General features: G+C 66.5%; 21 protein-coding genes. 4 read left to right on the plus strand and 17 right to left on the minus strand.

The features are described 5' to 3' along the window. Positions 1 to 65: 65 nt before the first annotated feature. From DWG18_RS12240 to DWG18_RS12300, 13 genes are all read right to left on the minus strand, one after another. Positions 66 to 1,139: a type IV secretion system protein gene (locus tag DWG18_RS12240; RefSeq protein ID WP_240318524.1), complete on the minus strand. Its 1,074-nt coding sequence runs from the start codon at positions 1,137 to 1,139 to the stop codon at positions 66 to 68. A 64-nt stretch (positions 1,140 to 1,203) separates the two neighbouring features. Continuing rightward, positions 1,204 to 2,004, minus strand: coding sequence for a hypothetical protein (locus DWG18_RS12245; protein ID WP_115647450.1), 801 nt, complete (start codon positions 2,002 to 2,004; stop codon positions 1,204 to 1,206). A 10-nt stretch (positions 2,005 to 2,014) separates the two neighbouring features. Continuing rightward, entirely contained in the window at positions 2,015 to 4,495 is a 2,481-nt protein-coding gene (locus DWG18_RS12250) for a VirB4 family type IV secretion/conjugal transfer ATPase (RefSeq protein ID WP_115647451.1), read from the minus strand. 75 nt (positions 4,496 to 4,570) lie between these two features. Then, the gene (locus DWG18_RS12255; RefSeq protein WP_115647452.1) at positions 4,571 to 4,885 is read right to left on the minus strand and encodes a VirB3 family type IV secretion system protein; all 315 of its coding nucleotides are present in this window, start codon (positions 4,883 to 4,885) and stop codon (positions 4,571 to 4,573) included. A gap of 18 nt (positions 4,886 to 4,903) precedes the next feature. Further along, positions 4,904 to 5,227: a TrbC/VirB2 family protein gene (locus DWG18_RS12260; protein ID WP_115647453.1), complete on the minus strand. Its 324-nt coding sequence runs from the start codon at positions 5,225 to 5,227 to the stop codon at positions 4,904 to 4,906. A 44-nt stretch (positions 5,228 to 5,271) separates the two neighbouring features. Beyond that, complete coding sequence (locus tag DWG18_RS12265) at positions 5,272 to 6,042, minus strand: lytic transglycosylase domain-containing protein (protein WP_115647454.1); 771 nt, start codon at positions 6,040 to 6,042, stop codon at positions 5,272 to 5,274. 187 nt (positions 6,043 to 6,229) lie between these two features. Further along, entirely contained in the window at positions 6,230 to 7,264 is a 1,035-nt protein-coding gene (gene virB11 / locus DWG18_RS12270) for a P-type DNA transfer ATPase VirB11 (protein WP_115647455.1), read from the minus strand. Positions 7,265 to 7,274: 10 nt separating this feature from the next. After that, positions 7,275 to 8,513, minus strand: coding sequence for a TrbI/VirB10 family protein (locus DWG18_RS12275; RefSeq protein ID WP_115647456.1), 1,239 nt, complete (start codon positions 8,511 to 8,513; stop codon positions 7,275 to 7,277). After that, complete coding sequence (locus DWG18_RS12280) at positions 8,510 to 9,217, minus strand: TrbG/VirB9 family P-type conjugative transfer protein (protein ID WP_240318660.1); 708 nt, start codon at positions 9,215 to 9,217, stop codon at positions 8,510 to 8,512. The genes DWG18_RS12275 and DWG18_RS12280 overlap by 4 nt, the downstream gene beginning before the upstream one ends. A gap of 50 nt (positions 9,218 to 9,267) precedes the next feature. After that, positions 9,268 to 10,173: a type IV secretion system protein gene (locus tag DWG18_RS12285; protein WP_115647457.1), complete on the minus strand. Its 906-nt coding sequence runs from the start codon at positions 10,171 to 10,173 to the stop codon at positions 9,268 to 9,270. A gap of 11 nt (positions 10,174 to 10,184) precedes the next feature. Continuing rightward, entirely contained in the window at positions 10,185 to 10,634 is a 450-nt protein-coding gene (locus tag DWG18_RS12290; protein WP_115647458.1) for a hypothetical protein, read from the minus strand. A 223-nt stretch (positions 10,635 to 10,857) separates the two neighbouring features. Next, positions 10,858 to 12,570, minus strand: coding sequence for a type IV secretory system conjugative DNA transfer family protein (locus tag DWG18_RS12295; RefSeq protein WP_115647459.1), 1,713 nt, complete (start codon positions 12,568 to 12,570; stop codon positions 10,858 to 10,860). After that, positions 12,567 to 12,782, minus strand: coding sequence for a hypothetical protein (locus DWG18_RS12300; RefSeq protein WP_115647460.1), 216 nt, complete (start codon positions 12,780 to 12,782; stop codon positions 12,567 to 12,569). Before DWG18_RS12300 ends, DWG18_RS12295 begins: the two co-directional genes overlap by 4 nt. A gap of 136 nt (positions 12,783 to 12,918) precedes the next feature. On the opposite strand from DWG18_RS12300, the gene DWG18_RS12305 reads away from it, so the two are divergent. From DWG18_RS12305 to dnaG, 4 genes are all read left to right on the plus strand, one after another. Then, positions 12,919 to 14,976: an ATP-binding protein gene (locus tag DWG18_RS12305; protein ID WP_115647461.1), complete on the plus strand. Its 2,058-nt coding sequence runs from the start codon at positions 12,919 to 12,921 to the stop codon at positions 14,974 to 14,976. Between the two features lie 43 nt (positions 14,977 to 15,019). Continuing rightward, positions 15,020 to 15,463: a GatB/YqeY domain-containing protein gene (locus DWG18_RS12310; RefSeq protein ID WP_115647462.1), complete on the plus strand. Its 444-nt coding sequence runs from the start codon at positions 15,020 to 15,022 to the stop codon at positions 15,461 to 15,463. 89 nt (positions 15,464 to 15,552) lie between these two features. Next, positions 15,553 to 16,578 (plus strand): YihY/virulence factor BrkB family protein, encoded by a 1,026-nt coding sequence (locus DWG18_RS12315; RefSeq protein ID WP_115647463.1) that lies wholly within the window; start codon positions 15,553 to 15,555, stop codon positions 16,576 to 16,578. A 290-nt stretch (positions 16,579 to 16,868) separates the two neighbouring features. Further along, complete coding sequence (gene dnaG, locus DWG18_RS12320) at positions 16,869 to 18,629, plus strand: DNA primase (protein WP_115647464.1); 1,761 nt, start codon at positions 16,869 to 16,871, stop codon at positions 18,627 to 18,629. A gap of 7 nt (positions 18,630 to 18,636) precedes the next feature. On the opposite strand, the gene DWG18_RS12325 is transcribed toward dnaG, so the two are convergent. The 4 genes from DWG18_RS12325 to DWG18_RS12340 all read right to left on the minus strand — a co-directional run bounded on the left by DWG18_RS12325 (position 18,637) and on the right by DWG18_RS12340 (position 23,267). Continuing rightward, complete coding sequence (locus tag DWG18_RS12325) at positions 18,637 to 19,797, minus strand: diguanylate cyclase (protein WP_162823834.1); 1,161 nt, start codon at positions 19,795 to 19,797, stop codon at positions 18,637 to 18,639. A 35-nt stretch (positions 19,798 to 19,832) separates the two neighbouring features. Then, positions 19,833 to 20,618, minus strand: coding sequence for a class III extradiol ring-cleavage dioxygenase (locus DWG18_RS12330; protein WP_115648175.1), 786 nt, complete (start codon positions 20,616 to 20,618; stop codon positions 19,833 to 19,835). A gap of 362 nt (positions 20,619 to 20,980) precedes the next feature. Then, positions 20,981 to 22,252: an amidohydrolase family protein gene (locus DWG18_RS12335; protein WP_115647466.1), complete on the minus strand. Its 1,272-nt coding sequence runs from the start codon at positions 22,250 to 22,252 to the stop codon at positions 20,981 to 20,983. Between the two features lie 94 nt (positions 22,253 to 22,346). Next, positions 22,347 to 23,267 carry a heme o synthase gene (locus DWG18_RS12340; protein WP_115647467.1) on the minus strand — a complete coding sequence of 307 codons (921 nt, stop codon included), beginning with the start codon at positions 23,265 to 23,267 and terminating at the stop codon, positions 22,347 to 22,349. Positions 23,268 to 23,284: the final 17 nt, after the last annotated feature.

Genomic DNA, 23,284 nt, shown 5'->3' on the forward strand with positions numbered 1-23,284 from the left:
ACCGGTGGCGAGGGCTAGCAGCAACAGCGCGAAAATCTTGGCAGTCCGCTCAGTCATTGAAGGTCCTACTTTCTTCTGATCTCGTCCGAGGCCACGTGCACCTTATGGTAGGCAGGTACGGGCACATTGGACTGTTCGCGATTCGACGGCGACGTGCGCTCCAAATACGCGGATGGCATGTAACCCGACTGCCCCGGGAACCTTCCTGCTGGATCCATTTGAGCACCGCGATTGCCAAATACCGATGCTGGCGTGAACTGCCCCAACGTACCTTGGAAGAAGGAAGCGGCCATCGGCGGCGCACTGATGATTAGGGTCGTCAGGATCAACCCAAGCCCGCCCTGCTGCATAGCCTGACTCGTCATGCCGTCGCTGAAGCTCGAACCCGCCAGCACTCCGAGCAGCGCAGATCCCCAGAACGAACTGGCAACGCGCACAACCATTTCCAGCGCGATCGATACCATTGCACTAAGCACCGCCATCGAAAACATCGTGCCCAAGCCGTAGTAGAGCCATCGCCCGAACAAGGGCTTGGTCTGGTCGAACAGTAGGCACAGAATAAACAACGGCCCGAAGCCGATGAACAAGGCCATCGCAACCTCGTTCAGCAGGAGCATGGTGCCGCCGACGATCGCCGGGCCGCCGGTGCCGAAGCCGACCATGTACAAGGCCCGCGTCTTCTGCGCATCGAGTGTTTGATCCCCTGCGACGTCAAGCACGTCGATGCTCGACAGCGCCACCTGCATCCACGCCAGATTCTTGTCGATCGCCTCCTCCGGCGATGAAGACGAGCCCGTCACCACGTGGTTGATTTCGTTCTTCACGCCCTCGGTCAGCATCTTGTCGAGGTCGGTGCCGAACATCGCCATCGACGTGGCGACACTGAGGATCAGCGTCGCCTTCAGCGAGTTCATCACCAGGGCCATCATCGAGTCACGTGACTGTCCCGTCACGATGCGGAAGCCTTGAATCAGGATCCATAGCGTCAGCAGGGTCAGCGCGATCATTCCGACCCAGCTCATGGCGCGATGCATGACATCGATGCCGAAGGTGTGGATTTCGTCGCGCAGGTAGCTGAGGATCAATCGGTAGAAGACGAAGTCTCCGATCGAGTCGACGCGCGGCGCCAGCCAGCTCATTCCCATCATGTCCCGTTTTCCCGCTTCCGTTGCGCTGCCGGGTGGCTACCCGGCTCCCCCTCGATTACTTGCCGACCTTGAGCGCCGCTTCCAGCGTCGCGGTTTTCACCAGCCCGCCCAGGGGACTATTCGGCTTGCCCAGCAGTGCTTGCCGGGCCAGGTTCTTCTGCATTTCAGAAAGGTTCGCGATGAGCTGGTCGCAGGCCTTGACCTGCTTGTCGAGCGCATCGCCACTGATGGTCTGCTGGTTCTGGAGCCGCTCGGACGCCTCGGCCACCGCCTGAAGCGTGCCTTGGTCGTTGTTCTGGGCGCGCTGCTCTTCGATTTTCCGCAGGTCCTGCTCGAGGCTCGGTGCGACTTCCTTGTAGTAGCGAACCGTGAGGTTGTACTTCTGGTTCTCGAGCATCTGAATCTGTGCGCAAATCTTCTTCTGGCTCGACACGATGTCGCTGGTGAAGTCCGGTGCCAAGGTCGTCGTCAAGCTGGACAGGCTGAAGCTGAAGCCGCCGGTTCCGCCGCACTTTTCCATGACGCCGGCGTCCAGTGGCACTTCGGCAAATGCCAGCTTATTGGAGAGTATCGGGTTGCGAACCTGACCCATGAACTTCGCGATCTGCTGCTGATAGTGGTCCCATGTCGCCTTCCAGCGCACCGCCTGCTCCCCGTAGGCGACGTAGTCCTGCATCTGCTGGGTCAGTGTGTTGATCTCGTTCATCAGGTGCGCGAGCAGCGACGGACCAGCTTCCGCGGTGACCAGCTGCGCCTCGGCGCGCTGGACGTGCGTTAGTCCTGCGAGACCAATCGCCGCCGACAGGACGGTAAAGCGCGCCGCGCGGGCGATATGTCCGTTCTTCCGTGAATGCATGACAGTTCTCCTAGGCGGTTGCCGCGGTCGAGCGGCGTGCGGGGGATGGGCTTGCGGTGGACGAGCCTGACTTGCCCGACCCCTTACGGCATTCGTAGAACGTCGAGAGCCACTGGTCCGGCGTCAGTCGGTCGATCGACACGCCGTGGCGGGCGGCTTCATGCGCGAGCACCTCGTGCATGACCTCGATGTTGTCGGTCGACGCGGAGATCACCGCGAGTGAGTCGTCCATTCCGCGCAGGTTGAGCTGGCAGACGCTGGCCGCATGGCCCTGCTTGACCAGGAAGCAGCGCGAACGCTCATCGAGGCTGACGACAACCTGGTACTCGGCTTCCGTCAGCTTGAGGCCGTCGATGTAATCCTCGCGGCTCGCATTGGGGTTCGGCAGCAGCACCATCGTCGCGGTCTGCTCGATGAGCGCGGCCGCGATGTCGCTGGCGAGCGCGTCTTCCGGGCTCTGCGTGGCGAAGATGCCGAGGCCGTTCTGCTTTCGGATCGTCTTCTGCTTGTTCTTGGCGAATTCCTTCAGACCGCCCTTACCGTCGAGGATCTTCCAGAACTCGTCCATCACGTAGATCAGCGGACGCCCGTCGATCAGCGATTCCAGCCGGTGCAGCAGATAGTTGATCACCGGCACGCGGACTTCGGGATTGTCGATGATGTCCGTGTAGTCGAAGCCGATGATCGGCGCCCTCTCGAGGTCGATCGTGTCCTCGGGATTGTCGAACACCCAGCCCAGCGAATTGCCCGCCGTCCACTTGCGCATGCGCGCAAAGAGGCCGTCGTCGCCCATGTTGGGCAGGCTCTTCTGGAAGTTGGTCATGGTGCGCAGCCGCACCGGTGTGTCGAGGATGTTCTCGACCGCGCGGAAGATGTCCTCTTCCTCACGCGAGGTGTAGAGCGTCTTGCCGGCGAGCACCTTCACCAGGTCCGCAAGGAATTGGACGTTCGCCTCGTTGCGCTCGCACTGGAACGGATTGAAGCCGGTCGGTCGGCCGTTCTCGAGCGCGAGGTAATTTCCACCGCAGGCGCGCACGAAGATTTCGGCGCCGCGGTCCTTGTCGAAGAAGAAGATGGTGGGCGACGGCTCGAGCTTCTGCACCTGGCTCAGCAGGAAGTTGATCAGCGCGGTCTTGCCGGTACCCGACTTGCCGATGACCATCGTATTGCCGATGGCCTTTTCGCCGAACGAGTTCTCGCCCGGATGCGTGGCGTGGAAGTTGAAGTAGTACGGCTGGCCGTTGGTCGTCTGCAGCGTGGTGACGCAGTCGCCCCAGGGATTGTTTTCCTTCTTGCCGGACGCGAAGTTGTGCAGTGGCGCGAGCCCGAGGAAGTTCAGCGAACTGACGTTCGCGATGCGCGTGCGGTATTTCCAGTTCGCCGGCAACTGCGAATAGAACGATGCGACGACCGCAAGGTCTTCCTTCGCCGACACGAAACCGGCGTTCGACAGCTCCGCACGGCCGGTCGCGATGTTCTGCGACAGCTTTTCCTGCGAGTCGGCGTAGAGCGCCATGGTGAAGTGGTACTCGCCGAGCACGAAGTTGCCCGAAGCGAGCTGGTCCATCGCCTGGTCGAGCTCGATGATCTGACTGACCGCCTTGTCGCCGGACGAGATCATCATTCCCTTGGTGCGGTCGAGCACCTTGAGCGCATCCTGCCGACCCATCGGGCTGAAGGAATGCGTGATGACGTATTCGAAGTCGAGGTACTTCAGGCGATTGAGGATGCCCGGATAGGTCGCGTCGGTGAATTCTTTGATGTTGAGCAGCGCGCCGAAGTGATTGGTGCCGGTCGGCGTGGTGATGACGAAGTCGCCCGTCTTGCCGGAGAACATGTGCCGGCTGACCGGCAGGTAGGTGCTGACGGGCGCGTCGAGGACCGGCACCGGCTCGTCGATGCGGTTGAGCAGATAGCCAAAGAATTCGAGCGTCTCGGAGAACACCACGCCGTTCTCGGCCTCGTACATGCCGAGGCGGTACGGCGCGTAGTCCTTGAGCACGGCTTCGAGGTTGCCGGCGAGCTCGAGCAGCTTGGCGATCGCCTCGTCCTGCTGCGCCTGAAGCTGGCCGACGTCCGCCGACTTTTCCACGAACTTCTTACCGGTCACCACCGGGCGGTAGATCATGGTCAGGTACAGCTCGTTGGCCATGATCTTCTGCGACGACAGCGACTCGAAGTACGCGTCGGACATTTCCTGGTTGAAGCGCTGGCGGAAGCGACTGCGATGCTTGATGCGGCGACGGCGACGCACGTCGTGCACCCAGAACGCCACATTGACGAAGTCGGGCGCGCGCAGCGTCTGCAGCATGCGGTTAAACGTGTTGTGCCGGTGCTCGAGTTCCCACTCCTCGCGCCCCACGAACGGCAAGCCTTCGAGATGCCACGTCATGAGGAAATCGCCGCCGGTGGTTTTGACCACCGTCGGGGAGACGTGCGTGGACAGCGGAAGGAATTCGCTGATCGAGGTGTCGGGCGTGAACGTCGTCATGGCAGCCGGTCAACGGGAAAACGCCGGCGACGGGAAGGCTTTCCCGTCGCCGGTGGAGTCGGAAATCGCTGGAGTTCAGCGGTCCGGGGACTTCTTGCGCGGGTCGCGATACAGATTCGGCGTGAACACCCACATGCCTTCATGCACGTCGAGATTGCGGACCTTCATGCGCGCCTGCAGGCGCAGGCCGAGCAGGCGGAAGATCATCTCGTCGCGTCGCGCCATCTGCCGCATCACGAAGATGACGACGGGCAGCAGCGCGAGCAGGAACATGTTGATGTAGAACGACAGCAGGATCACGCTGCCGGCGCCGATGAAGAACGGCACGTACGGCACGCCCATGAACATGGGCGGCCGCGTGCAACCGCGGAAGAGCACGTTCTTCTGCATGGTCGCGGCCTGCTTCGATCAGGTCCCGCCGATCAGCATCTTCGCGACCTGCGCCGCGGCGCCGATCAGGAAGCCACCGATCAGGATCGGCGCGACGTCGGCGATGCGCTTGTGCGCGAACGCGATCTGGTAGCCGGCGAAGATGACGGCGATCGTGACGACCGAAATCGATGCCAGGTTGAGCAGGCCGTTGAGGTTGGTGAAGAACTTGCTGACGGTGCTGCCCGTCTCGGTGAAATCACCGCCGCCGCCCGTGGCCTGGGCGAGGGCCAGGCTCGGCGCGAACGCCACGCCAGCAACGGCCGAGGAGAAGGTGGATTTCAGGGACTTGATCGACTTCATTGCGCTTTCCTTGTCGTTGCAGTCGGCGAGGTCGCCGGGGCGGGTTAGAACACGAACGCCGCATCACGCGGCGGTGCATCGGGAGCGGGTGGGGTGGGCGGGGCGACGGGCGCGCTGTCGGCCACGCGCGGCGGTGCGCCGTTGGGGCGCAGCACGACGACGCTGTCGCTGCTGTCGTCGTTGGGTTGCGATATGGGCGCGCCTACACCAGCGGGTGCGGCTATCGACGGAGTGGCCGCGGGAACCGGGGCGGCCGGTGCAGGTGTGGCCAACACCAGCGGTTCGATGCGCGACGGCGCCTCGCCTGACGCGCGCCATGCCGCGGTCTTCGGCGCACGGCGCGCCGTCGGCGTGCCGTACACCGGGATAGCACCCGGATAGCTCGCCGCCGCCGCGTCGCGCATCGAGGCGTAGATCTTCTGCACGTAACCTGCCCGAAAGCCGGTGGTGAAGTTGCCGGAGTAGTAGCAACTGAAGGACTTGCCCCAGTCGCGATCGGCGCGCTGATGGCATTCGGCGAGGATGCGCGCGCCCGCGCGCAGGTTCGGGCAGGTCTGGAACGCCTGTTCGTAGGACGCGAGCCCATAGCGCGCGAGGTTGTAACGGTTGACCTGCGCCAGTCCCAGCGAGAAGTTGAAGCCGCGGCTTTCCAGCATGCGTGCGGTAGCGACGGCTTCGGGCAGGTTCGCAGGCTGGCGCGCGAGGCGGCCGCCCACCACGCCGATGGCGTAGGGATTGAATGAGGATTCGACGTGCACGACGTGATGCATCACGTCCGCAGGGACTGCCAAATCCGGGCAGCCCATCAGCTCCATGCCAGGCAACACCGCCGTTCCCCCGTCGGTTGCGTGCGACGCACGGCGGGATCGGCAGACCGACTCCCTTCGTGCGCGGCTTCCTTGCGCGACCGTCCCGATACGCGGGGACGGCGTCGAAAGCATTGACTCATGCGCTCGCGCGCATTGTCAAACCCGGTTCCTGCAGCGGCGTGACGACCTTTCATCAGCCCGCCATCGCCCGCTGTGGATCGAAATCGATGCCGGTGATGAAGCGTCGGCCGGCGTGTGCCTTGATGTGCACGACGATGTCGATCGTCATCATCAACAGGCGCTTGATGACGGCGAACTCAAGCCCGGAGCCTTCGTTCGAGGCCTTCACCATCAGCGCGAGCTGGTCCCAGGTCTGCGCCGTGCTGCCGGCATGGCAGCTGGTGATCGAACCCGGATGGCCCGAGGCACAGTTGCGGATAAAGTAGAACGACTCGTCGCCGCGCAGCTCCGCCAGGATGATGCGGTCCGGCTTCATGCGAAGACAGGCCTCCATGCAGCTCTTGGCGGTAACGTTGCTGGTGCTCTGACCGCCCTTGGAATACAGCAGGTGCACGACGTTGGGCTGCGCGATGAAGAGTTCGCGCGCGTCCTCGATCGTGACCAGGCGCTCCTCGTCCGGAATGTGATTGACCAGCGACTTCATGAAGGTGGTCTTGCCGCTGCCCGTCGCGCCGGCGACCACCACGTTCTTCTTGTACTGCACGGCCCTGCGGAAGAACTCGGCGTAGTCGCGCGACGCGCGCAATGCCAGCAGTTCGCGGTCGTGCTGGCTGATGCCCGCACCGTCCTCGAGGATCTGCTCGAAGAAGCCGTCGTTCTTGTACTCGGCGAGCGTCTTGGTCTGGCGCGACGGCAGGCGGATGGTGATCGACACCTTGCCAGCGTCGCACGCTGGCGGAATCACGAACTGCGCGCGCTGACCGGTCGGAAACGTCAACGACACCACGGGATCGGTGTCGGTGATGCGTTGACCGGTGTTGCTCTCGTTGACCACCGCCGTGCAGAACTGGCGCGCGCGCTCGAACGTCAGCGCGGGCACCTCGTGACGCTGCCAGCCCCGACGCGACTCGATCCACAGCTCGCCCGGACGGTTGATGCAGATCTCGGTGACGTCGGACGACGCCATGTGGCCGAGGATCCCGAGCACCTCGTACTGGTACGACAGGAAGTCGTCCGAAACCTGCGCGAGCGGTGCGTCCAGTTCCATTGGCGTCGGCTCAGTGGCCGACGACCTCCGTGAAGTCGACATCGCGCGCGACGTACACGCTGACCAGCGAGCCCTGGTTGATGGTCACCGTGGGCGCATGCGCCATGCCCTCTTCCGCGGCCTGGTTCGCGAGGCGGTCGAGCGTGTTGGCTGTGTTGCTCTCGTACGGATTGGTCACGACGACGCCTTGGGTCACGGTCGCGCTTTCGGGACCGTTTTTCGCCGCGGCGTATTTGAAGGCGTCGCTGAGCAGGCTGACCATCAGCGCCGAGGTGATGCGCGAGGCCCAGTGCGCGTCGAGCTGGCCCGGATAGCCCGCGCTGCCGAGCGGATCCACGCCCGGGCTCGCCATGCTGACGTCGTAGCCGTTCGGCGTGGTGATGCGGTCCCACACCACTTCGATGCGGTTGCCCTTCGGGCGCGCCTTATAGGTGCCGTAGATCTTCGAGCCACGATCGAGCAGCAGGCGACGGCCGTTGATGGAGTACACCGGCTCGGTGAGGATGCACGAGGTGAAGCCGTCGGCTTCGCTGATGATCCGCGTCTCGAGCACACAGCGCAGCAGCGTGCCGCGCACCAGCAGCGTGTCCGGATTGCGCAGTGCACGCGCGGCGGTCGCCTTGTGCGTAGCATCTTCCGGCACCGCGTTCGGATCGTTCGCGGGCGCATGCATACCCATCGCCGCCTGGGTCATCGCCAGTGCGCGCGAGTAGGCATCCTGCGGACCACCCGAGCCACCCGCCGCGCCCATCGCATTCGGATCGACTCCCATGCGGCGTTCCATCAGCGTCGGCTCGTGGCGGACCTGGGCCGGCGACTCGTAGCCCGGCGGCGGAGGCGGCATCGTGTTGGCGTAGGACTGCTGCGGCAGCGGCGGCATCTCCTGCGACGTCGGCTGCACCGCGATCGGCTCGACGTTGTTCGACACCTGCTGCGGCTGTTGCGGCAGCGGCGGCGTGGCGTCGGCGAGCGTCGGAATGCTGACCTGCTCCTCGTTCGGCTTCGCGGCGTCGGACGACTTGCTGCTGCCCCGGAACACCAGCGCCGCCATCATCATGAGCAGCAGGATGATGCCGCCAAGGAACAGCAGCGCCTTGCGATTGACGCGCTGCTGTTCGGCATTGCGCAGTGAAGGCGCGCCGGCATCGAGATCCGGCGCCGGTGCGGCATGCGTGCCGAGGTAGGGATTGGCGTCCGCCACCGCGACCGCCGGTTCCTGTTCGTACGGATTGCTGACGGTGTGGCTCACGAGTGCGGGTTCCTGCGGATGCCGACGACGTTGTTGCCGTGGCGGATCACCAGATAGCGGTAGGTGCCGTGCACGACGATGGTGTTGCCCTCGACCGTCGTATTGACGATGAACTCGTCGCCGTTCTCGCGCTCGCTACCGAATACCGCCGGGAACGAACCGGTCGGGAACGGCGTGGTGTCGCCGAGCTTGATGTAGGTGAAGCGCCCGTCGTCGTAGACGCTGGCCGGGATCAGCGCACGCATCTTGGTGCGCGTCTTGTAGTCGTAGTCGAAGTGGTAGGCGCGCGTCGGATCGAGGGCGATGTCGAGCTCCGGCGGCTTGATGGTGGGCGCCGCATGGAACTTCGCGTCGTTCGGATAGCGGAAACGCACGGTGTACTGCACGCCGGCATCGCGCGCCTGGTCGAGTGCCTTCCAGTTGGTCGCGACCACGCGCAGCTCGAGGATGTACGAGTGCGTCTCCGTGCGGATCAGCAGGTTGGTATCGACGTCGACGTTCTTGGGCTTGACGTAGAAGACGTTGTCGCGACGGCTGATGTCCCAGCCGTTCGAGAAACCCGTGCTGTAGTCGACCACGGTCTCGCTGGGCGACAGCTCGATCTGCGTGGTGATGCCGAGGCCGGTGCGCACCGGATAGATGCGGTTGTCGGCGTATTCGTATTCCTGGATCGCATCGGCGTGCGCACGCAGCGGCGCGAGCACGGCGACGGCACCGAACGCCACGGACAGAAAGAGCTCGAAGGAACGACGGGTCACGGCTGGGCTCCGGTGGTCGGACGCGTGGACGCGGTCGGCGACGAACCGGCCGGCGTCGCGGGTGCCGCTGCATCGACAGGCTGCGCGGCCGCAGCGGGCACCGTGGTGGGCGCGGCGGGCGTCGGCTCGCCCATGTCGGGCATCTGGAAGGCCGGGATTTCGGGTTCGACCGGCGGCGATTCCGCGTAGTCGTTGTCGACGCGGTACGTCGTCACCTGGAAGCCGAGCGGGTTCTCGATGCGGTACTTCTCGTCCATCGCCAGGTTCGCCTTGTAGGTGAAGGTGAGCGTGGCGATCTTGCTGTCGAGCGGCGCACTGCGGCCCGTGGCCTTGTCGTACAGCGTGCGCTGGAAGCGGACGGTGGCGCCGTTGGGTCGGCCGCTGGCGTCGCTGATCAGCGTGGTGCTGAGGATCTTGACGCGGATCGCCGCCTTGTCGCCGTACGTGTTGTACGGGCGCTGCGGATTGTCCTTGCCGTGCAGCGCGGTATAGCCGGCGGCGACGCTCGGCGCGGACATCGTGTAGACCGTCGTCCAGTCGCGCAGGCGCATCAGCGCAATGTCGTAGGACTCACGCGCAGTCACAAAGTGCGCAACGTTGCTCTTGTTGACGGCTTCGCTGAGCGTGATGTCCTGCTGGCCCCAATTGCCGTCGAGGCGCGCGACGGTGGCGGTGCCGGTGTAGGCGTCGGCCATCACCAGATAGGGCACCTTTTCCTTCAGCGGAAGGAAATAGAAATAGCCGCCGGCGAGGATCAGCGAGATCGCGCACGAGGTGCCGGCGACCCACCACGCACGGCGTTCGCTGCGGCGCGCGTGATCGGCGAGCGTGACCTCGTAGTTCACGGCACGGCCGACGGCGTGTTCGACGCGCAGGCTGTCGGAAGCGGAACGTTTGCCCATGGCCGGTGCCCTCAGTGCGCGGACGCGGCGGGAGCCGCGGGCGCGGTGGTCGATGCGGTGGAGGGCGCACGGCGCACGACGATGCGATCGCCGTCGACGCCGATGACCACCTGCTGCGCCGCATACATCGCCGACAACTGATTCACCGCCGCGCGCAGGTCATCGCTGTGAACCTCCGCGACCGCGCGATACAGGGTGAAATCGGTGTCGTGCGTGTATTCGAGCTGCATCTTGCTGTCGTGCGCCCAGCGCGCGAGCAGGCCCTTGAGCGTGCGGTCGACGGGCGTCGCGTAATACACGTAGTCCGGGCGCAACGGCAGCGCCATGGATTGTTCGTCGTAATGGTTGACCGGCGTCCAGCGCCCACTCACCGGCGGTGGCGGACGCGTGGCGCAGGCCGCCAGCGAAGCGGTCGCGGCGGCAAGGACGAGGAAACGGAGGGATTGCGAAAGCGGATTCACGGCTCACCGGTACACGTGAACGCATCGCCGGCGCGTAGGCACGCGCACGGAGGCGATGACGGGTCGAATGGAAACGGCGAGGTGCGCGAGTGGTGCGGCGTCCTGCCGGCTTGAACGGTCCTTGTCGATATCCCCAGTACGTCAACTCCGTGACCGGCGCGTGGCGCGCCGTGCTTCATCCCTGTCCGGCCGGAGCCGGGCGAAGGCATTGCGCCTTCTGTGACTAAGTTAACGAAACCGCTTCGCGCGCGTCAACACCGCGTGAAGTCATGATGCTGAGCGTGGGCATGGCGACCCTGGGCAACAGGCGGGTCGTATAGCGCTTGTCGGTGTAGTAGCGGATCTTCTCGCACAGCACCGGATGCGGGATGCCTTCGTACATCACGACCTCGCGGTCGGGGCCGAGTGCCTTGAGTTCCTGCGGCAGCATCAGCGCGCGACGCTCTTCCGATTCGCTGCGCGAGACATCGCGACCGCGCGTGACGTTCTGCCGGCGCACCGTCGTATAGCCGAGCATCTCGGAATAGTCGTTCGCGTCCTGCTGTTCGCGCGGCGCGTAGAGGATCTGCAACGCGTGGTTGGTGACCAGCGTGCGCGCGACCTCGCGGCCGTAGGTGGCGTCGAGCTGCGCCATGCTCTGGATGATCGGCAGCAGGCGCAGGTTGTAGCCGGCCATGTAGGCGACCGCGCTGGCGATGATTTCGACCTTGCCGATCGAGGTGAACTCGTCCATCAGCAGCAGGCACTGGTGCTTGAGCGCGGGATTGTTCTGCGGCAGCTCGCGCGTGTTGAGGTTGATGAGCTGGCTGAAGAACAGGTTGAGGATGAGGCGGCTCTCGGCGAGCTTGTTGGGCTGCACGCCGATGTAGATGGTCATGCGCTTCTTGCGCAGGTCGGTGAGCAGGAAGTCGTTCGCCGCGGTCGCGGCATCGAGCACCGGATTGACCCACGGATTCAGCGGTTCCTTGAACGTGCCGAGGATGGAGGCGAAGGTCTCGTCGGCCTGCGACAGCAGCGTCGAAAACGCCATGCGCGCGGATTCGCTGAGGAAGCGCTGCTGCGACAGCGACGTCAGGTAGGCGCGCAGGTTTTCGCCGGTTCCGGACGAAAGGCGATAGATCGCGCCGAGGGTCGGTGCGGTCGCGCCCGGGAAGCCGCAGGTGCGTTCATGGTCGTACTTGTCAAACAGGTAGAGCGCGAACGCGAGGAACGCGTTGCGCCCCTGACTCACCCAGAACTTCTGTTCGTCGCCGACGTCGGGATAGAGCATGGCGGCGATCGCCATGACGTCGGAGACGCGGAACGCCGGATCGTCGGACACGTAGCCGAGCGGATTCCAGCGATGGCTGCGGCGATCCTCGGCGAACGGATTGAACAGGAACACCTCGTGGCCCTGCGACGCGCGCCAGCCGGACGTCAGGTCGAAGTTCTCCTGCTTGATGTCGAGCACGACGACCGAGTCGAGATACTCGAGCAGGTTGGGAATGACGATGCCGACGCCCTTGCCCGAGCGCGTGGGCGCGGCGAGGATCGCGAACTGCTGGCCCGGCAGGCGCACGAGGCGCCCGTCGTACCGGCCGACGACGAGACTGGTCGGGCCGTCCTCGAACAGGCGGTTCCTGGCGAGGTCGCCGCCGCGCGCGAAGCGGGCGTCGCCGTGCAGGGCCTTGGCCGGTTGGCGCATCGCGACGGCGAGCACGCCGATGTAGGCCAGCGCCGGCGCGCCGAAACCCACCCAGCCGGCGGCGCGGATCTTCGCGGCATACGGCTGCACCTGCGGCAGATCGAGCGTGCGCAGGTAGTCGACGTAGACGTACCAGTGCGGCAGCGCGCCGTGCAGGCCGAGGAACATCGCATTGACGCGGCCCGCCAGCCACAAGCCGACGATGGGCACGAGGATGAAGGCCGCAAGCGCGGCGACGGCACGACGGCTCATGCGCGACTCCGTGCGGACACCGCGATGCCCGGCACGCGCTCGCGTTCGCTGATGCGGCGATCGACCCAGTCACGCGCGTCGTCGAGGGTGACGGATTCGTGCAACCAGGCACCGGCGGTGTCGAGTACGACGTAGGGCCGGTCGGTGTCGACCTGCGCGTTCGCGACGACCCGGTACGGGCCACGGACATAGAGCGCGGTACTGGCGTGCATGCGGACCTCCCTTCCGCCGTTCGCGTCCGATCCTGGACGCCGGGTGCCGCCGTGCGACCACGCTAGCGTAGCAGCCCGCGATGGCACACGGCGCTAGCATGCAGCCCCTCCACCGCCGCCCGTGCATGCTGCTCCCATGTCATCGACACCCGCCCTTCCGACCCCCGATCCGCTGCAGACGGCCTGCGACGCCGCCAGCGCGGCGCTGTTCGTGGTCGACGCCTCCGGGCAGTGCACGTACATGAATGCGGCGGCGCGCGCGCTTACCGGCTGGTCACCCGAGACGCTGGAAGGTCGTGCGCTGCTGGATGCCCTGCGCTGCGGCCACGACGAAGAGGCGCAGCTGTTCGTGCATCGCGATGGCCGCGAATACCCGGTCGCGTGCACGACCAATCCGCTGATGCGCGACGGCGAGGTCGTGGGCGCCGTGATCGAGGTGCGCGACGTCTCGCGCGAGATGCGGCGCGAGGTGGAAGACGTCGCGTTCCGCCAGTTGTCCGAGCGCATGCTCGAGGAATTCGATCTCACCGCGATGGTGCAGGCGGTGACGGATACCGCCACGCAACTCACCCATGCGCAGTTCGGTGCGTTCTTCTACAACGTGACCGACGACGGTGGCGACAGCTACATGCTGTACGCGTTGTCGGGCGTGCCCGCCGAGAAGTTCTCGAATTTCCCGCATCCGCGCGCGACGCCGCTGTTCGGCCCGACCTTCAATGGCGAAGGCACGATCCGTATCGATGATGTGCGCGCTGATCCGCGCTATGGGCAATGGACGCCGCACCACGGCATGCCACCGGGCCATCTGCCGGTGCGCAGCTACCTCGCCGTGCCCGTGAAGTCGGATCACGGCGAAGTGCTGGGCGGCCTGTTCTTCGGTCACGCGGAAGCGGCCCGCTTCACCACCGATCACGTGCGCACGATCGAATCGATCGCCGCACTTGCCGCGATCGGCATGAGCCGCTTGCGTCTCTTCGTCGCCGCCCAGGCCGATGCGCGCGAAAAGGAACGCCTCTATCAGAATGCGGTGCGCGCAGGACGCATGAAGGATCAGTTTCTCGCGACGATCTCGCACGAGCTGCGCACGCCGCTGACGTCGATTCTGGGCTGGAGCGAGATGCTGGCATCGGGACGCCTGTCGCCCGAGATGGTCGAGCGCGCGGTGCAGACCATCGATCGCAATGCACGTGCGCAGGCGCAGATCGTCGAGGACCTGCTCGACATCTCGCGCATCGTCAGTGGCAAGCTGCACCTCGCGGTGCGCGAGATCGACGCCATGCAGCCGGTCGAAGCGGCGGTCGACGCGGTGCGTCCCGCGGCACTCGCGCGCGGCGTACGGCTGGAGGTGCATCGCAGTGATGCAGGCCACATGCGCGCCGATCCCGATCGGCTGCAGCAGGTGATCTGGAATCTCGTCGCGAACGCGGTGAAGTTCACCGAACGCGGCGGCGTGGTCGACGTGTCGGTCACGCGCGTCGATGATGCGGTCGAAATCCGCGTGCGCGATACCGGGCGCGGCATCGACGCCGAATTCCTGCCGCGCGTGTTCGAGCGTTTCAGCCAGGTCGATGCTTCGTCGACGCGCGAACACGGCGGCCTTGGGCTCGGTCTGTCGATCGTGCGTCACCTCGTCGAAATGCACGGCGGCACGGTGCGTGCGGAAAGCGCCGGCAGCGGGCACGGCGCGGAGTTCGTCGTGTGCTTGCCGGTGTCGGCGGCGGGCAGCGCGTCGGCGACCGAACGCCGCCACGGCGCCGCCACCGTGTCGCCGCGTCCGGCGGGCGACGACGCGCTGCATGCCTGTCGCGTGCTGCTGGTCGAGGACGATGCGGACACCCGCGCGATGCTGGCCTCGGTGCTCGAAGCGCACGGCGCGGAGGTCGACACCTGCGCGTCCGCACGCGATGCGCTGGAAGCGGCGCGACGTCATCATCCCGACCTCGTAATCAGCGATATCGGCATGCCCGGCATGGACGGCTACGACTTCGTGCGTGCACTGCGCGACTGGGAGGTCGAAAGCGGGCTCGACGCAGTGCCGGCCGTCGCGCTCACCGCCTATGCGCGACTCGAGGACCGCACGCGCGCGCTGGCCTCCGGTTTCCAGGTGCACGTCGCCAAACCGGTGCAGCCGTCGGAGCTGGTGGCGGTCGCGCAGACGCTGCGTCGCTGGCGCGTGCCGGCGGCGAGTGGCTGAGGCGGTACCCTAGTGCGCCAGATTTTTCCGACCGGACTCCGCCATGAGCCTCAAGCAGCGACTCACTGACGACATGAAGACCGCCATGAAGGGCGGCGACAAGAGCACGCTCGCGGTGATCCGCCTGATCAACGCCGCGATCAAGCAGAAGGAAGTCGACGAGCGCGTGGAGCTCGACGACCCCGCGGTGATCGCCGTGCTCGACAAGATGGTCAAGCAGCGCCGCGATTCGGTGACGCAGTACGCCGCCGCCAACCGCGAGGACCTCGCGCAGGTCGAGCGCGACGAGATCGTCGTCATCGAGCGCTACCTGCCGACCAAGATGGGCGAGGCGGAGATCAACGCCGCGATCGAAGTCGCGATCGCCGAGTCGGGTGCCACCGGCGCCGCCGACATGGGCAAGCTCATGGGCGTGCTCAAGCCCAAGCTCGCCGGCCAGGCCGACATGGGCCTGGTGTCCAAGCTGGTCAAAGCCCGCCTGGGCTGAGTCACAGCGGCCCGGCATCGCCCGGGCCATTTGCGCTGTTCAGGGCAGCCGCGACCATGCGTCGACGGCGGCTGCGGCAGCCTCGCGGCATGGCTCGATCGCCCTCCGCTCCCAGACATTCCGCCGCGAAGATCGCGGCGCAGCGGGTCGCCCCCGCGCCGGCCGACCGCGCCGCGCATCCCGGGGACGCCCCGCCCGTCACGGCGCGGCTCGACCCGACCGAGAAGGCCTCGATCACCCAGGCCGACGGCGCGCCGCCGCCGGCCGACGTCAAGAAGGTGGTGCGCAAGGCCAGCATCGGCACCCTGCCGATGGCGCTGCTGCGGCGCTTCCTCGATTCCGACGTCATCACCCAGGCCGCCGCGCTCGCGTTCTACGCCGCGCTCGCCATGGCGCCGCTGATGCTGCTCCTGCTGTGGCTGACCGCCTCCAACACCAAGGCCGAACAGGCGGTGATCCTGCAGGTCGGCCTGCTGGTCGGGCCGCAGGCGCAGGAGGTCGCGCGCACCGTGCTCGCGGCGGCGGCGTCGACGCCCGACACCGGCTCGATCGCCGGCTGGTGGAGCATCGCGCTGCTGCTGATCGGCGCCAGCGCCGTGTTCGCGCAGCTGCAGGATGCCCTCAACCGCATCTTCCGCACCGACGCCACCGCCCTGCCCGGCCTGTGGAACTGGCTGCAGAAGCGCCTGCTGTCGTTCGGGCTGGTGCTCGCGGTGGTGTTCCTGCTGGTGATCTCGATGACGGTGACCACCGTGCTCGACCTCACCATCGGCCGCTACGCGCAGGGGGAGACCCTGGTGGCGACGCTGGCCGCGTTGCTCGTCTACGCCTTCACCTTCGCGCTGATGTACCACTTCCTGCCCGATCGCCGCGTGCGCTGGCAGCTTGCCCTGGCCGGCGGCGCGTTCACCTCCGTGCTGTTCCTCGCCGGGCGCGCAGGCATCGCCTGGTACCTCGCGCACCAGAGCACGGTGTCCGCCTACGGCGCGATGGGCGCGCTCGTGCTGACCATGCTCTGGGTCTACTACGCCGCGATGATCCTGTTCGCCGGCGCGGTGGTGACGGCGGTCATCGACGAACGTCTGGGCCCGCCTCGGGCGCCCAATACCGCCTGAGCCCGAGTCGCAACGCCTGATGCGCCGACCTGCGACGCTGGCGTCGTGGGGCCGCCGGCACGCATCGCATGCCCCGGTCATACTGGCGCACGCATCGCGGCTGGCCGCACCGCGGTCATTGCCATGGACGGGAATGCATCCGCCCGGCCTTGCGCCGGCAGCCCGCGCACCCACCACTTCGCAGGCCCCGCATGCGGGCCCCTTCATCGGCGACCGCGCCGCCGTAAGCGCCACGCGCGATACTGACGAACGCGCCGCCGCGCGCCACTGACCTCTGCCCGTTTCCGACCTTGGCCCGCATCCCCGACGCCTTCATCGACGACCTGCTCGCCCGCACCGACATCGTCGAGGTGGTGGGTTCGCGCGTGCCGCTCAAGCGCCAGGGCAAGGAGTTCTCGGCGCGCTGCCCGTTCCACGACGAGCGTTCGCCGAGCTTCACGGTGTCGCCGGTCAAGCAGTTCTATCACTGCTTCGGCTGCGGGGCGCACGGCACGGCGATCAGCTTCGTCATGCAGTACGACCGCCTGGAATTCCTCGACGCCGTCGAGGAACTCGCCAAGCGCGTCGGCATGGACGTGCCGAAGGAAACCACGCAACGTGCTGCCGATCCGCAGCTGCAGGCGCTGTACGGCGTCGTCGAGTCGGCGATGGTGTTCTTCCGCCAGCAACTCAAGTCGAACGCGAAGGCGCGCGAGTATTTCGATCGTCGCGGCGTGAGCGAAGCGATCCGCGAGCAGTTCCAGCTCGGCTATGCGCCCGACGGCTTCGAAGCGCTGAAGAACGCGCTCGGCACCGATGCGACGCGGCTCGGCCTGCTCGAACGCGCCGGTCTGTTTTCGAAGAACGACTCCGGCCGCGTCTACGACAAGTTCCGCGATCGCGTGATGTTTCCGATCCACGATCGCCGCGGTCGCCCGATCGCATTCGGCGGTCGCGTCATCGAGAAGGATGCGAGCCCGAAGTACCTCAATTCGCCCGAGACGCAGCTGTTCCACAAAGGTCGCGAGCTGTACGGCCTGTGGCAGGTGCGCGGCGCGAACTCGAAGATCGAGCGTCTGATCGTCGTCGAGGGCTACATGGACGTGATCGCGCTGTTCCAGCATGGCGTGACGCAGGCCGTCGCGACGCTGGGCACGGCGACCACGTCGGATCACGCGGAGTTGCTGTTCCGCAACGCGCCCGATGTGTACTTCTGCTTCGACGGCGATCGCGCCGGTCGTGGCGCGGCGTGGAAGGCAGTGGAATCCGTGCTGCCGCGCATGAAGGACGGACGCCAGGCGTTCTACCTGTTCCTGCCCGAAGGCGAAGACCCCGACACCATCGTGCGCAACGAAGGCCGCGAGGGTTTCGAAGCACGTCTGCAGTCGGCCACGCCGCTGTCGCAGTTCCTGTTCGACACGCTCGCGCAGGACGTCAACCTGGCGACGCTCGAAGGCAAGGGCCGCCTCGCCGAACGCGCGAAGCCGATGCTCGCGCAGATTCCCGACGGCGCCTTCGCCGACCTCATGCGTCAGCGCCTGACCGAGCTCACCGGCGTCGGCGCACGCGCCGCATCGCCCGAGACGCACGTACCGACGCAGCGCGCGCATGGCCCGTCACGTCATGCACCGCCGCCGAAGCAGAGCCTCGTGCGCAGCGCGATCCTGCGCCTGCTGCACAAGCCGGCGCTCGCGCTGGAAGTCTCGGCGGATCCGCCGTTCGCGTCGCTGCGCCAGCCGGGCGTTCCCCTACTGGTCGAACTCATCGGCCTCGTGCACGCGCGTCCGGATATCGGCGCCGCTGCACTGATCGAGCATTTCGCGGGCCGCGAGGAGCAGGATCCGCTGCAGAAACTTGTCGTCCAACAACTGCCCGGCATCGACACGAAGTGGCAGGAAGAATTCCTGGACAACGTGAACAATCTCACACGCGACGCCCTCGACCAGCGCACGGCCGACCTTCAGGCGCGCATGAGCGAGGTCGGATTCGCCGGCATGAGCGACGCCGAAAAGGACGAGCTGAAGTCCTTGCTCGCGCGCAGAGCGGTCCCCCGCAGCAGCGATTCCACCTGATCGCGCCTTACTCCAGCTGACCGACGCGCGCACCGTCATCGCGCGCCGCCGCCACCCGGTTTCGACCGTCGCGCTTCGCGCCGTACATCGCCGCATCCGCTCGCGCGAGCAGATTCGCGCTGCTCTCGCCGGGTCGGAATTCGGCCACGCCCGCCGAGAACGTCACCTGCATCGGGCCCGCCGACGTGTGGAACGGCGTCGCCTCCACATCGGTGCGGATGCGCTCCAGGCACCGCAACGCCCCGGCCAACGGCGTGTGCGGCAGCAGCAGCAGGAATTCCTCGCCGCCGTAGCGACCGAAGGCTTCCTCGACATCCTCGCGAGCGAGCACATCGAGTTCGCGCGCGCATTGCTGAACACGCACGCAGAAGCCGCTGAGGATCTCGTCACCGATCTGGTGGCCGTGCACGTCGTTGAACTGTTTGAAACGATCGATGTCGAGGATGGCGACGCTGAAGGTCGCGCCCACGCGCGACGCACGCTGGCGTTCGCGCTCGAGCGCGCGCATGAGGTGGCGGCGGTTGTGCACGCCGGTGAGTTCATCGCGCTCGGAGAGTTCCTTCACCTGCGCGAGGGCGTCCTTGAGTGCGTCCTTGCGGTCGGCGAGCTTCTGCCGCAGCGCCGCGAAGTAGCCGCCGATGAAGGACAGCCACACCGTGATCATCACCAGCGCGACGAGGTGCAGCAGCTCGAGCCGGAACATCGGCGTGTGCTGTGCGTACCCGCCGAATTCGTACACGAGCAGGCCGGCGTAGCTCGCCACCGCGAGCACCGCGAGACGCAGGAACTGGCGCGTGGTCAGGCCGAAGATGCCGAAGAAGAACATCGCGACGTACAGCATCAGCATCACGCCACGCGCCTCCGGCCGCATGTAGTGCATCGTGACCAGCGCGAGCGCGAGTGCGACGACGATCTGCGGCGCCAGCAACGTCGCGTCGCGGAAGCGCTGGCTGTAGCCACTGCGAATCGCAATGAAGAAGCCCGCATTCACCACCAGCGCGGTGGCGACCAGCGCGAACAGGCCGCCGTAACCGAAGGCCGTCCAGCCCCAATGCACCGCGAGCAGCCCCGGTGCGAGGAACATCAGGTAGCTGCCCAGCCCCATCAGCTGGCGCAGCAGGCGCAGGCGGGTGATGCGGTCGTTGGACAGCAGGCGTTCGAAGCGCATGCCGCGACGATAACCGCCCCGTCGCGGAGGCGGCGTCATGCGGCCTGTGGGAGGCCCCAGCCGCACGAGCCCATCGACAGCGTGCCGTAGGTCATGCCGCCGTCGATCCACTGCGACGCATCGCCGTTCGCCGCACCGAGCGCGAATGGAAGCGGCAGGAAATGCTCGTCGGTCGGGTGCGCGCGCTCGGCATGCGGGGCGCGCGTGCGGTAGCCGATGAGGGCGTCGACGTCGCCGCGCGCGATCACATCGCGCACCCAGTCCTCGAACTGCTGCGCATATTCGGGATCGCGCACGCCGCCGCGCAGCTCGTAAAGGTTGTGGGTGAGGCTGCCGGAGCCCACCAGCATCACGCCGCGTGCACGCAGCGGCGCCAGTGCGCGCCCCAGCTTGAACGCGAAGGCGGCATCGGCATCGTGCGGCAGCGAGACCTGGATGACCGGCAGGTCGGCCTGCGGGCGCAGGTGCATCATCGGAACCCACGCGCCGTGGTCGCGGCCTCGCGTGGCATCGGGCATCGCATCGAGGCCAGCGTCGCGCAGCGCCGCGATCACTTCACCTGCGATATCCGGCGCACCGGGCGCGTCGTAGCGCAGGCGGTAGAGCGCTTCGGGAAAGCCACCGAAATCGTGCACGGTGGACGGCCGCCGCGTCGCCATCACCTGCAGCCCGCGTGTCTGCCAGTGCGGCGACATCACGACCATCGCGCGCACGCCACCCAGCGTGCGGCCGAGCGCCGCGAGCTGCGGGCCGAGGCGACCCGGCTCGATCGCGAACATGGGTGACCCGTGGGAGACGAACAGGGCGGGTGCAGGGGACATGGCGGACATCGATACGGGAGCGATGTCGTCAATCTAGGTGCGGCCGCGGCGTCGCCCGAGCGCGACCGCTGCAATCGATCGTCCTGTTCGCGGGACACTCGCGATGGCGGGCGTTCAGTGCGCCGGCATCACGCGACGCCAGGCACACGGAGTGGCGCGAACAGCTGCGAGCCGATCGGGCAACCGCTGAGCACGAAGGACAGGTCGACGCCATCCAGCCCGCTTGCGCCAGGCAGTCCCGACGGCCCAGCTCCGACCACCTACGAGTGGAACAGCATCACCCACAGATGGGGGCCGGCGCGCAGGCCGTCGAGCCCCCGATGCAATCGTCGATCGCGTGTCCGCGTGTTCGTTGTCGTTGATCAGCGGGCGTTCTTGACGACATCGCCGCCCTTCATCACGAACGGCACGTTCTGCAACACGGTGACGTCCTGCGTCGGATCGCCCGATACCGCGATCAGGTCCGCGAAGCGCCCGGCCTCGACCACGCCGACGTTCTTGTTCGCCAGCGCCTCCGATGCGTTGAGCGTCGCCGCCTGGATCGCCTGCACCGGCGTCATGCCGTAGCGCACCATCACCGGGAACTGTCTGGCGTTGTCGCCGTGCGGATACACGCCGGCGTCGGTGCCGAAGATCATGTGCGCACCGGCCTTGAACGCCTTGCGGAAATTCTCGCGCTGGATGTCGCCGATCTCGCGGTCCTTGCGTAGGTTGTCCTCCAGCACGCCATTCTTCTTGCCTTCGGCCTGCGTGTAGTCGGTGTTGTAGATGTCCATCGACAACCAGCTGCCGTGCTGCTTGGCGAGCTTGATGCCCTCGTCGTCGATCAGCGATGCATGCTCGATGGTGTCGACACCGGCGCGGATCGCGTCCTTGATGCCGGCTGCGCCGTGCGCATGCGCCGCGACCTTCAGCGACGCCATGTGCGCCTCGTCGACGATCGCCTTCATCTCGTCCAGCGTGAGCTGCTGCGCGCCGGGTTCATCGCCGTGCGAGAACACGCCGCCGGTCGCGCAGATCTTGATCACCTGCGCCCCGTACTTCTTCAGCGTGCGCACGACCTTGCGCCCTTCTTCCGGGCTGTCGACGTTGTACGGACCCTTCTGATCCATCGACGGCGGGAAGAACGTCGAGTCGCAGTGGCCGCCAGTCGCGCCGATCGCGTAAGTGGCCGTGACCACGCGCGGGCCGATCACCTTGTGCTCGTCGATGGCCTGGCGCAGGCCGACGTCGTCCCAGGCGTCGCTGCCGACGTTGCGCACCGTGGTGAAGCCCGCCATCAGCGTCTTCTGCGCATTCGCCACCTGCACCACCGACCAGAAGCGGTCGCCGAACTGCAGGCCCGTGTAGCCGCCGTAGGTCGGGTCGTTGTCGAGGTGCACGTGCATGTCGATCAGGCCGGGCAGCAGCGTCATGCCCGGCAGGTCCACGCGCTTGGCGTCCGCCGGCACCGCGTCGCCCGCATGGCCGACCGACACGATGCGCTCGCCCTGCACCACCACCTGCGGATGTTCGACGTACTGGCCGGTGCGCACGTCGAGCAGGCGATCGGCCGTGACGACGGTGGCCTGCTGCGCCTGCGCGGCGAGCGGAAGGAGCGTGGCGAGGGCGGAAGCAATCAGGCGACGGCGCACGGCGGGACTCGTGTTCGAAGGAACGCCGAGTATCGCAGCGGTGGCGCCGGCGCCACCGTGCCTTACGGCACAGTCGATGCGCGATGCCGCGCGATCAGCCGACCGCCCGGAACACCATCGGCGACGCCGGCTCCAGCCACGGCAGCAGCCAATGGTCGACGAGCAGGAACGCGAACAGCGCCATCAGGTAGACGATGGAGTAGTTGAACACCTTCATCGCGTACAGCTCGTCCGGCGGATCCATCAGGCGCCAGGCGTGCCTCAGGAACACGAGTCCCAGCACCAGCGCGCCGCCGAGGTAGAACAGGCCGGTCATGCCGGCGGCCCACGGCAGCACGGTCACCGCGACGAGCAGGACGGTGTAGATGAGGATCTGCCAGCGCGTGTATTCGACGCCGTGCGTCACCGGCAGCATCGGCACGAGCGCGCGCGCGTAGTCGTCGCGACGGAAGATCGCGAGCGCCCAGAAATGCGGCGGCGTCCACACGAAGATGATGAGCACGAGCAGCAAGGCGTGCGCCCAATCCCATTCGCCGCGCATGCCGGTAACGGCCGCCCACCCGAGCAGCGGTGGCGCGGCGCCTGCGATGCCACCGATCACGATGTTCTGCGGCGTCGCGCGCTTGAGGAACACGGTGTAGACCACCGCGTAACCGATGAGCGAGGCGAACGTCAGCACGGCGGTGATCGTGTTGACGAACACCACCAGCAGCACCATCGACAGGATCGCGAGCAGCAACGCGAATACCAGCGCATGCGCATGCGTGATCTGGCCGACCACGATCGGTCTCCACGATGTGCGCGCCATCTTCGCGTCGATGCGCGAGTCGAGCAGCTGGTTGATCGCCGCGGCGGACGACGCCGCCAGCCAGATGCCGAGGAAGCCGATCACCGATTCGCGCAGCGGCGGCAGACCGGGCACGGCCAGGAACATGCCGACCAGCGCAGTGAACACGATCAGCGCGACCACGCGCGGCTTGGTCAGCGCGAAATACTGGCGCATCGTCGCGGTCATCGGTGGAGGCTCCGGCG

Source organism: Lysobacter sp. TY2-98, from assembly GCF_003367355.1.
GTDB lineage: Bacteria > Pseudomonadota > Gammaproteobacteria > Xanthomonadales > Xanthomonadaceae > Cognatilysobacter.